Genomic DNA, 10,048 nt, shown 5'->3' with positions numbered 1-10,048 from the left:
GACAAAGCAAAATGTGCCGAAGGCCAAGCGAGAGTTGCGAAGCAATCTCGAAGCGCAGCGATAAGCCGACAGTTATACGCTGGGCTGGCTAATTCTTATATAAATTTGTTAGATATTTGCCTTTTAGAGTTTTATATATAGAAAAGTCAGAATCTATACTAATAATATTATAGATCCCTTCCCTCTCCGCAATGCACATTAACGACGCATCTGCTAAATCCATTGGCAAATCTGAATACTTTTGCATCCGGCTTTTTATATATTTTAGATCATCTAATGTTATATCTAAAATCTGCAAACTTCCACGCTCTATCCATTCTAAGAAATCAGACTGGGCATCGATTGAGAAAGATAGTAGGTAGATAACTTCAGTTATTACTGGCCAAGTCGTAAATAGAGAACCTTTAAACCCTTTTAGAAATTTAAAGACTGATTTATGATATTCGTCTGATGAATTGAATAATGCTATAATCGGACCAGAATCAACGAGCGCGGCGTTTTTCATTCTTGTCCTTTAATACTTTACTTAGAATAGCTTTTCTGTTCTCAGCTAATTGTTTGTTATTCGCGGAATATTTACCAAACAGATCTTCCCCTAGCTCAAAGGGGGTTTTACTCGAACTATGATTTTTTATATATTCAAGAATTGATTCTTTTACAATTTCGGAGCGGCTTTTCCCCTCAGATTTTGCAAACGAGTCCAACTTTCTCTCTAATTCTGGCGGTATTCTTAAACTGATCACAAATACAATGTATCACAATTTAGTATTACGAACAAGAATTTTATATAATTATTCTCAAAAAGTTGATCTTGCCAGCCTGGCGTATAACGACCAAGGCTTGACGACGTTGGCGATTTCTGAGCCTCGAAGAGGCGTTAGAACAGGCGCGATCTTTTGCTTTTGCAAAAGTCGTGACTGAAGCCAATGTGCCGCAGGCCAAGCGAAGGTTGCGAAGCAATCCTGAAGCGATGCGTCAGAGCCGATAGTTATGCGCAGTAATGAAACGTAAAGATAAGAACTACGCTGCTACGCTGACAATTTTATCCTTTGACAATGCTTTATTAGAAAAATAAAATTAAAATAAGTAGCAAATATTGCTATCGTCAAAAGCAGATCTACAAGCAATCTAAAGAATGCATTTTCAACCAATCCTGATAAACCTATTAAAGTTGGAAAAATTAGAAATATTGAAAAATACATATACGATTTCTTATTTAATAAAAGAGTCTTTACATTCGGAAAATAATTTCCCATTGACCTAAGCCCAATTATAATAGCTGCCCCTGCTAAATATATGATAATGTATAAAGCAGTCCCCATAAGTAAGATAGAAGTATTTGTTCTAGATTGCTCAACTTGATTGAAATCTCTTAGAGATCCTGTAATTACTAATAATATATAGCAATAGATAATAAAACTGAACCAGTTTACCAAAGTATATACAAAAAGGCGACCAATCATTCCAACAAGTTTAACATCAGGGAGATTCGGTAAATATGTTAATTCTAAAATTGCATTCAATCCTAGAATTATAAAACATATCGTTAATATAGTTATTATATAGTTGGATGCGCCTAAAAAATCATTGTTTTCAGCGTGTATATTAAAATATTTTCCCGGAACTATTAGCATTTGAATAAGCAAATAGCAAAATATAGAAAATTGAAAATATCTATTCTTAAAAATGGTAGTAATTTCTTCTTTGTTCATTTATTAAAATTTCTTTCTTTCATTATTGCGCATAACGACCAAGGTGTTCCGACGTTTGCAATGGCACGAGTTTGCTCATGCAAACGAAGTGACAGAAGCAAATGTGGCGAAGCCCAAGCGAGAGTTGCGTAAGCAATCTCGAAGCGCTGCGGAAGCACCGACAGTTAGGCGCCGTAAATCTCTATTAACCGAAATGACTTCTTTTAACCCTTTTCAATTTCCAGAGATAACAATCACAATCTTTATCATATGAAAATGCATTCTGCACTTCAAGTCCAGAATAAGAAATCTTGCCAAATAATGATTCTAGCCTAATCTCTCCGACATATTCTGAAATAAAATTGGAATAGTTATAATCTTCGTGAATAAAATAAGCGTATCCCTTACTTAACTCTATATTTATTTCTCCAGTCTTTTCATTATAATTGATATGTTCATTCGGAATGTTCTCTTGAAATTCATCATAATATTTTTTCGAGCTATTAATTAATTCTGCCTTAACTCTAAACCATTTACTTAATCTGAAAGGCAATTCTTCGATCTTATCGCTATCAGATTCTATTTCAAGAATTTTAGATTTAAACGCTAATTGTGAGATATTCTTACGAAGCTTAATAACAACTGTTACACTATATTCCTCTTGGTTTAATATTCCTAAATAAATTAATTTACTACAAGAGTTTAGAGAAATAAAAATACATGACAATACCGAATATAAAAATATTTTATTCATTAAAGTTCCTTTGATTTATGGCGTCTAACGACCAAGGCTTGACGACGTTTCGCGAGTCCGAAGGACTTGGCGCGAGACTTGCCACCGCAAGGCGAGTGACAAAGCGAAATGTGCCGAAGGCCGAGCGAGGGTTGTGAAGCAATCCCGAAGCGAAGCGTCAGAGCCGATAGTTAGACGACGTCAAAATTGTTTAATTCAAAATCCCGTGGCTTCGATACATGCCGAGCATTCAAAATCAATGCATCCAAAAGTTCTATGCAGAAAAAAAGGACATTTTTCTTGGATGTAAATTACAGGCAATTTCGTTTGCTTATCCGCTCCCATTATTCGGATTGCGATTTTGTAAACATGAGTAGGATTTTTCATTAGATTTTCCGTTCCTACGCTGGGATCATAACTAATTTCTAAGGGCTCTTTTTCATCTAACCTAATTGAAGCTTTGAAAATTTCATTTCGTGAAACCTGCGTCTTTTGATCTCCCTCAATTTTTAAAAAAGTAATCGTTCTTAAACAGCGGTATTCCTTTTGAAACAGCCGTAAATTATTATTAAAACCTTCTCGTTCTGCTTGAAGATACTTTCTTTCCTCACCCTTTGAACCCCTTGCTTCCATATAATAAAACATCCCGTTAGCTACTACAAGAAAGCTAAAGATTAATATTTTACCCAATGATCCTCTTGCCAATGCCGAAGCCGCTAATACGTAAATAACTAATGGAAGAATCAGAAGAGTCAAAATTATAAATGAATATTGATATAACTCTTTTTTAAAATGGAAAAGATCAAAAAGTGGATAAGCGAAATGGCTAAAGAGAAAGAAAATGGGAAAAATAATTATAGAAATCACAAGTACAACCGCGACAGATTTATTAATCGCTATTGAAATAGCCGAATAAGATAACCATGCTGTATTAAGTAGCAGTATTGTAAAAAAGATCCAAAATCCAACATATGAATTCGGATAAACATAGTATGCTTCGACTGACATTACCAGATGAATGCCCGCTATCATACCGCCAAAAACTGATAATATTGGTTTACTATATATTTTCATTTTGATGTCGTCTAACGACCAAGGCTTGACGACGTTGGCGAGCTGAGCAAAGCGAAGACAGGCGCGAGAATTGCTCTTGCAATTCGAGTGACTGAGCCAATGTGGCGAAGCCCGAAGCGAGAGTCGCGTAGCGATCTCGAAGCGAAGCGTCAGAGCCGATAGTTAGACGCAGTTAAATTAATCCGGACTTGTTCATCTTCCTTCTATAACAACGTGATACTTATCGAGAATTTCAAATAACAATTGTATATTATAATATATCTTTATCTCTTTCGAATCTCGAAATGTAAGAATTACCCTATTTAAAGAACCTCTTCCGCTTTTCTTTTCAAACTTTGCATAAGTTATGTCAGAAAGAGCTTCTTCTGTAGAAACTATATAAAATGAATAATCTTGTATTCTCTCATTTCTTATAATTGTTCCGGCACCTAACGTAAAAATATAAAGAAAAGTGTAGCAAACAACAATGAATAATGAAATCTGAATTAACTCGGAGCTCTCAACGAATGAATCTTTGTTAGCATTTACTCCTTTCAAAATGTAAAGATTTTCTGTTGTCATTTTCATTTTCCCTTTAAATTTCCATCTACTGAATTCAAAGCAAAGTATAAGAATGCTCATTAAATAAGTCGGAAGAAATACAACCAAAGGTCCATCGATGAAAGCCGCGAAGAAGTAATTTACATCTCTTCCGAGTATACAAACAGCCATTTCATCTAGAAAGCGGAATGTATAATTAGACAGAAAAAGTCCTGCAATAACTAAAACTGAAAATAAGATTACAACCATTTTTATTTAATTGCGTCTAACGACCAAGGGTTATCGACGTTTTGCGAGTGCTAAGCACTTGGCACGAAGCTTGCCAAGCAAGATGAGTGACAAAGCAAAATGTGCCGAAGGCCAAGCGAGAGTTGCGAAGCAATCTCGAAGCGCAGCGATAAGCCGACAGTTAGACGCCGTAAAGTAGTTTACACAATTAATTTGATTGATAGTTTGCTCGGATTCTATCATGAAGTTCTCTATCCGACTTCGATTCAAGAATACTTTTCTTATTTTCATCTGTAAGAGGCAATAATCTGTATCTTTCAATCGCCGTTTTCGATGACCCGCCAATAACAATTTGAGAATGAATGCCTTGATGCTTCATTCCACTTATATCATTTGACAAATGAATGTATTTTAGATGCGGATAAAATGAAAATGCTTGTTTAAGCACTTCGATTGAAATGCCAAAGGGAATCTCGCTACCGAGCCAAATTCCTTCATTGTCTTCGAATCGATATTGTGTAATCTGTTGATTTTCCCCTGTAATTCCGGAAAAGATTTCAAATTCATATCCCAGATTTCTCATCAGAAGCTTGAACTTTATCGAAGATTGAAAGTTCGCTACTATGAATTTACAAAGACTCTTAAGAATAAGTTGCTGGTTTGGGTTTTGAACAATCGATTCCTTTAATAAATTTAATTCATTAAATAGATTTCCATAAAGATTCTCCAATTCATTCACTCTATCTTTTTCTGATATACTGACTTGCTTTGAGCTTTGCTCCAAATTATCAAACTTTTGCGTCTTTAAATAGTTATCTTCATTTTCGAAATCGGAAGGGGCGTAAAGGACCTTAGAATTAAAATTAAGAGTTAAAAAGAACGCAATTAATAAAGTACTTGGAAAGGCGATTAGGAACCACACATAAATGCTCTGATTTGCGATGTCGATAAATGGTAATACAACGGCGCCACATGCTTCGGCAAATCCTGAAAATAGAGCAATGATCGTTAATGGATTTTTGATAATTGATTTTTCTTTCATAGGTCTTATTTTACTTTATGGCGTCTAACGACCAAGGTGCTCCGACGTTTCGCGAGTCCGCAAGGACTTGGCGCGAGGCTTGCTTTGCAAGACGAGTGACAAAGCGAAATGTGCCGAAGGCCAAGCGAGTGGGTCACGAAGTGAGCCCCGAGCGGCGCGGAGGCACCGATAGTTAGACGCAGATCTGGCGGAAGTTGATATAAAAACTAGGTCCCAAAGGACAAGACCCTATACTTCAATTTATTTAAGTTAAAATCAGTTACCAACCTATATAATCGTCGGTGTAAGATTTTCCATATTTTATCAATGGCAATTGATTGTTTTTTTCATTATTAATATACTCATCTAAATATGATTTTAAAATTATGAGATTATTGTTTTTAACATAACCTCTTGATAGATGATCTCCCCACTGTAATGCTTTTTCTTTACTATCGGCATCAATTAACATGCAAGCAACCCATTCATAATCTTGATCATCTTCCGGGAGAAGATCGTCTTGAAACCAAACAACATATAGGTGGAGCATTTATTTATATTTTATCTAAATAATTTTATATTAATTTCATATAACGTTTGTGAAAATATTAGCCTTTGAGACATTCTTTAAATCAAAATATTTGTTAGCAAATAAAGTCTTTTGATAAAACTGCTTTTCAAGACCCTTCCTTGCGGTTATTCTATTTTCAAATTATTCTCCAACGAGGAACTGAATTTTATAAAGTCGAGTCCGCCCAGAATTGCGTATAACGACCAAGGTGTTCCGACGTTTGCAACGGCACGAGTTTGCTCTGCAAACGAAGTGACAGACGCAAATGTGGCGTAGCCCGAGCGAGTGAGTTGCGAAAGCAATCTCCGAGCGGAGCGGAAGCACCGATAGTTATGCGAAGGTCCAAATGCATACAATTATATTTTCTTGGTTCTTAGCTTTTTGTATCCCTTTACTATTTCGTAAATTGTTTCTATAACAGAAAAAAATACAGAAATAGTTAGCAAAGCTGAAGCTGCATAGTATCCTGAAAACCAAAACACTATGCGGTTATCTGGATACTTACTGAGATTAAAGGTAGCTACCTCAAAGTATAATGTTCCCAATGAGCATAGCAAAAATGTGATAATAGTTACCAAGCGAAGAATGAGTTTGATAAAAAATAATCTTACAGAATAGATTTCTATGAAAATTGGGATCCAACAAATAACTATTACCATTCCAAAAAGTCCATCATCAGAGCCAGAACTTTTGAGATCCCAAACTGACATCCCCGAATCAGAAACTGGACCACCGCAAAACAATATAGAAAGATTACCAATTATAACAGGAATTGGTGAGAGAATTAGAATAATCTTATTAATCTTCTGAATGTGCTCTTTATTAAGCATTTAAAAAATTACGAATTAAAATAAAGTTATTTGGACTTTCGCATAACGACCAAGGGTTATCGACGTTGGCGAGTCCTGAGCCTCGAAGAGGCGTTAGGAACAGGCGCGACCTTTTGCTTTGCAAAAGTCGTGACTGAAGCCAATGTGGCGTAGCCCAAGCGAGAGTTGCGTAAGCAATCTCGAGGCGCAGCGATAAGCCGACAGTTATACGCTGGTCGCTATCTTCTCTGAGTATTCCCTATAAAAGTCATTCAATAGAATAAAAACATAGGGTTTTTCAGTTAGCAAATGCTCTGGCTTTTCAAAATATATTTCTGACAAATATGCGAAGAGTTCTACTTCATCACTGACGAATTCAGATGAATCAAATAATTCTTTTCGTATTTTTGGATAGCCTTCAATTAAAGATTTTGTCCATACTCGATAAAAACTCTCATCGCTTAGGCGAGGAACTCCGTCAAAATCTCCAGATGTCAAATCAATAACATGAGTAAATTCATGGGTAACGACGCAATCTCCATCATTATGAATTTTAAATCCTCTTTCAACAGCTCTCCAGGAAAGCCCTACCATTCCCTGATCGCCAGTTACTCCATCCACAAAGTATGAAATTTCTTCTGTTTTAAACGCAGATGGGAATATAATGATCGTATGTATTGAGTCAAAATGATGTAATCCAATATTTTTTATTAATCTTACTGCCAAGCATGCTACGAGGTATTTATGTGAATCGGCTACCTCGAAATTGTTAGCTCCTATGAATTTTTTGGAAATCTTAAAATGTTGAATAAGAGTATTAACTTTATCTCTTTCTTCCTCCTCCAAATTCTTATAATATTCCACTCTTTCATCAAGGAAGGTTGCCCAAACTTTTGGAATATTAACAAAATGAGAGAAAGGGCGAAGTAAAAGTCTTCTTACTAATCCGAGTAATTTATGAATTTTCATAATGATTTATAGCGACTTGCGTATAACGACCAAGGCTTGACGACGTTTCGCGAGTCCGTAAGGACTTGGCGTGAGACTTGCTTTGCAAGGCGAATGACAAAGCGAAATGTGCCGGAGGCCAAGCGAGAGTTGCGAAGCAATCTCGTAGCGCAGCGTCAGAGCCGATAGTTAGGCGAAGTATGGTTAATTATTTCTCTTTCTTATCTTTACGAATTTGTGAATCAAGGATTTGTAATAATTTCGGACCTACCTTATATGCCCAATTATTCACATCACTATTGACTTCCGCTCCATGAGCGGCCTTGTTTCCGAAAAAGGTTACCTCTAGTAAACCATCTCTATATTCTAGCGGAATAATATCTTTCTCTGCTAGAATTCTCAATAAACGCGATAAAGGCAGGCCATCACCCAATTTATATTCTTGAGCTAAGGTTCTAACACGCTTTTCAATTTCAATGCGAAGCGCTACTAAAGCCAGATTCTGATCTATATTATTCCATTCGGCGAATAAATTACCATCACCCTTGGGTTTTGATTCGACCTCTACAGAAGCTACAGCGTGCTCAATATCTCTAAAACTAATTTCGACACCGCCGGGCAATTTCGCCGAGGTTATTAACGAAGTGATCCAAGGTGTGATTGAAAGAAAAAACAAAGCAAGAGAAGTCGTATCAAAAATGAACTTAGAAAGCACAAGCTGAAGATACAACGCCCCAAGGGAAAAAAGTGAAATAAGTAACTTGGAGTTTATCGATTTAAATACAGTAGATAGCCTATACGTGATCTGCTTAAAAGAGATATTTCTTTGTATTTGAAAAAGCCATGGAACTACACCAATAATTAGGAAAATGAAATTAGTCCAGGTTGCAAGATTATTCAGAAGACTGAAAAACAAATTCTGAACTTCATACAAAATATTCCTTAGGGGTGTGCAAAAATTACCAGCCAGAACCCCTATTAGTAAGGTAATTGAAAATAAAATCTTTTTAAACATAATTTTTTAACCATATTTCGCCTAACGACCAAGGGTTGGCGACGTTTCGCGAGTGCGCAAGCACTTGGCGCGAGACTTGCTTTGCAAGACGAGTGACAAAGTGAAATGTGGCGTAGCCTGGAGCGAGGGTGCGAAAGCATCCCGAAGCGCAACGCCAAGCCGATAGTTAAGCGACGTGACTGCATGGACAACAATTGTATCCAACCTTCTCGTGAGTTACAATAAAATTCAATACTGGCGATCGTGGGTGTCTATACTATTCCATCCGTTTCAATCGCACACTTTAATTTACTCATATTGAAAGGGTTACGGCATTAAAGCGGTTACCTTAAAACAATATCGCTGGCCAACACTCTACTAGTGCGAGGAAACGGATGCTCATATATTAAAATCTAAATTAATCTCAGAAAGGATTCACAAAAGATCCAAGCTTCAAAACTAAAAATAATAAAAAGAAAATTTTGCAGGCATGTCCGCTTAACGACCAAGGCTTGACGACGTTTCGCGAGTCCGTAAGGACTTGGCATGAGACTTGCTACTGCAAGGCGAGTGACAAAGCGAAATGTGCCGAAGGCCAAGCAAGAGTCGCGTAGCGATCTCGAAGCGCAGCGTCAGAGCCGATAGTTAGGCGATGCGACCGCACCTACTTATAGCTATCTTTTCTTTGATCTACATCAACAAAGATTATTAATAGTTCGTTATCTTTAATTAAATAGAATAAACGATACTTACCAATACGATATCTATATAGACCATCAAACTCACCTTTCAGTTTTTTGATATTCGGTCCAAAAAATGGATTCTTCTTAAGTATTGGATAGACGTAATCTGTTAATTTCTTCTGAAGATGGGAAAATTGACGGTCTTTAAGTTTACTTTGAAATTGTTCGGTCTCCGCTATTTTATATTCAGCGGACAACTTTATATTTTCCCTGAGCTACTTCTTTAAGTCCTTTTTTCAAAGACGAAGTAAGCTGTTTATCTGAAAGAATTTCATCCATCTCTTCATCTGAAGCATAAAATTCATTTGTAAGATATTGGATGGCAGCATTTTCAACAAAATTCGAAATAGTGCGTCTTTCACCTTCGGCGGCTTTCTTAAATATATCGTAAATCGGATCTTCAATACGCAATGTAATTGTCTTAGACATACTCATTAGACCTGCATTTTTATTCAAAATACAGCATTATTATTCGGATGTCAAATTGCTTTTTTTGAGATTTTCGAAATGAAGTCCTTAAATAATTTTTCTTTTAAGAAAGAATTTTGCGGTCGTTTCGCCTAACGACCAAGGCTTGACGACGTTTCGCGAGTCCGTAGGACTTGGCGCGAGACTTGCTCTGCAAGGCGAGTGACAAAGCGAAATGTGCCGGAGGCCAAGCGAGAGTTGCGTAAGCAATCTCGAAGCGAAGCGTCA

At 36.6% G+C, this 10,048-nt stretch carries 14 protein-coding genes; 1 reads left to right on the top strand and 13 read right to left on the bottom strand.

Annotated features, from left to right (window positions below):
• Positions 1-88: 88 nt before the first annotated feature.
• The 3 genes from EHO58_RS19455 to EHO58_RS19620 form a co-directional block, all read right to left on the bottom strand.
• On the bottom strand, positions 89-505 hold the full coding sequence (locus EHO58_RS19455) for a type II toxin-antitoxin system VapC family toxin (RefSeq protein ID WP_135681030.1): 417 nt from the start codon (positions 503-505) through the stop codon (positions 89-91).
• Positions 483-743, bottom strand: a complete 261-nt coding sequence (locus EHO58_RS19450) for a ribbon-helix-helix protein, CopG family (RefSeq protein WP_040509929.1) — start codon at positions 741-743, stop codon at positions 483-485. Before EHO58_RS19450 ends, EHO58_RS19455 begins: the two co-directional genes overlap by 23 nt.
• 285 nt (positions 744-1,028) lie before the next feature.
• Complete coding sequence (locus tag EHO58_RS19620) at positions 1,029-1,712, bottom strand: hypothetical protein (RefSeq protein WP_167483243.1); 684 nt, start codon at positions 1,710-1,712, stop codon at positions 1,029-1,031.
• A 60-nt stretch (positions 1,713-1,772) separates the two neighbouring features.
• Here EHO58_RS19620 and EHO58_RS19900 point away from each other — a divergent pair, with 60 nt between their 5' ends.
• Positions 1,773-1,844: a TraY domain-containing protein gene (locus EHO58_RS19900; protein ID WP_425269465.1), complete on the top strand. Its 72-nt coding sequence runs from the start codon at positions 1,773-1,775 to the stop codon at positions 1,842-1,844.
• Between the two features lie 52 nt (positions 1,845-1,896).
• Here the strand turns inward: EHO58_RS19900 and EHO58_RS19765 are convergent, their stop codons facing one another.
• From EHO58_RS19765 to EHO58_RS19385, 10 genes are all read right to left on the bottom strand, one after another.
• Positions 1,897-2,445 carry a hypothetical protein gene (locus EHO58_RS19765; RefSeq protein ID WP_244241245.1) on the bottom strand — a complete coding sequence of 183 codons (549 nt, stop codon included), beginning with the start codon at positions 2,443-2,445 and terminating at the stop codon, positions 1,897-1,899.
• 195 nt (positions 2,446-2,640) lie between these two features.
• Positions 2,641-3,498 (bottom strand): hypothetical protein, encoded by an 858-nt coding sequence (locus tag EHO58_RS19435; protein WP_135681028.1) that lies wholly within the window; start codon positions 3,496-3,498, stop codon positions 2,641-2,643.
• A 192-nt stretch (positions 3,499-3,690) separates the two neighbouring features.
• Positions 3,691-4,287, bottom strand: a complete 597-nt coding sequence (locus EHO58_RS19430) for a hypothetical protein (protein WP_135681027.1) — start codon at positions 4,285-4,287, stop codon at positions 3,691-3,693.
• 187 nt (positions 4,288-4,474) lie between these two features.
• Entirely contained in the window at positions 4,475-5,308 is an 834-nt protein-coding gene (locus EHO58_RS19420) for a hypothetical protein (RefSeq protein ID WP_135681025.1), read from the bottom strand.
• A 259-nt stretch (positions 5,309-5,567) separates the two neighbouring features.
• Entirely contained in the window at positions 5,568-5,837 is a 270-nt protein-coding gene (locus tag EHO58_RS19415; protein WP_135681024.1) for a hypothetical protein, read from the bottom strand.
• 377 nt (positions 5,838-6,214) lie between these two features.
• Positions 6,215-6,688 (bottom strand): hypothetical protein, encoded by a 474-nt coding sequence (locus EHO58_RS19690; protein ID WP_135681023.1) that lies wholly within the window; start codon positions 6,686-6,688, stop codon positions 6,215-6,217.
• Positions 6,689-6,892: 204 nt separating this feature from the next.
• Complete coding sequence (locus EHO58_RS19405; protein WP_135681022.1) at positions 6,893-7,636, bottom strand: M90 family metallopeptidase; 744 nt, start codon at positions 7,634-7,636, stop codon at positions 6,893-6,895.
• 187 nt (positions 7,637-7,823) lie between these two features.
• Entirely contained in the window at positions 7,824-8,630 is an 807-nt protein-coding gene (locus EHO58_RS19400; protein ID WP_167483242.1) for a hypothetical protein, read from the bottom strand.
• A 643-nt stretch (positions 8,631-9,273) separates the two neighbouring features.
• Entirely contained in the window at positions 9,274-9,549 is a 276-nt protein-coding gene (locus EHO58_RS19390) for a type II toxin-antitoxin system RelE family toxin (RefSeq protein ID WP_135625842.1), read from the bottom strand.
• Complete coding sequence (locus EHO58_RS19385) at positions 9,539-9,781, bottom strand: CopG family transcriptional regulator (RefSeq protein WP_135625843.1); 243 nt, start codon at positions 9,779-9,781, stop codon at positions 9,539-9,541. Before EHO58_RS19385 ends, EHO58_RS19390 begins: the two co-directional genes overlap by 11 nt.
• Positions 9,782-10,048 lie beyond the last annotated feature (267 nt).

Source organism: Leptospira selangorensis, from assembly GCF_004769405.1.
Classification (GTDB): Bacteria; Spirochaetota; Leptospiria; order Leptospirales; family Leptospiraceae; genus Leptospira_B; species Leptospira_B selangorensis.
Note: the sequence above shows the minus strand (reverse complement) of the source record. Positions and strands in the feature narration are given on the sequence as shown.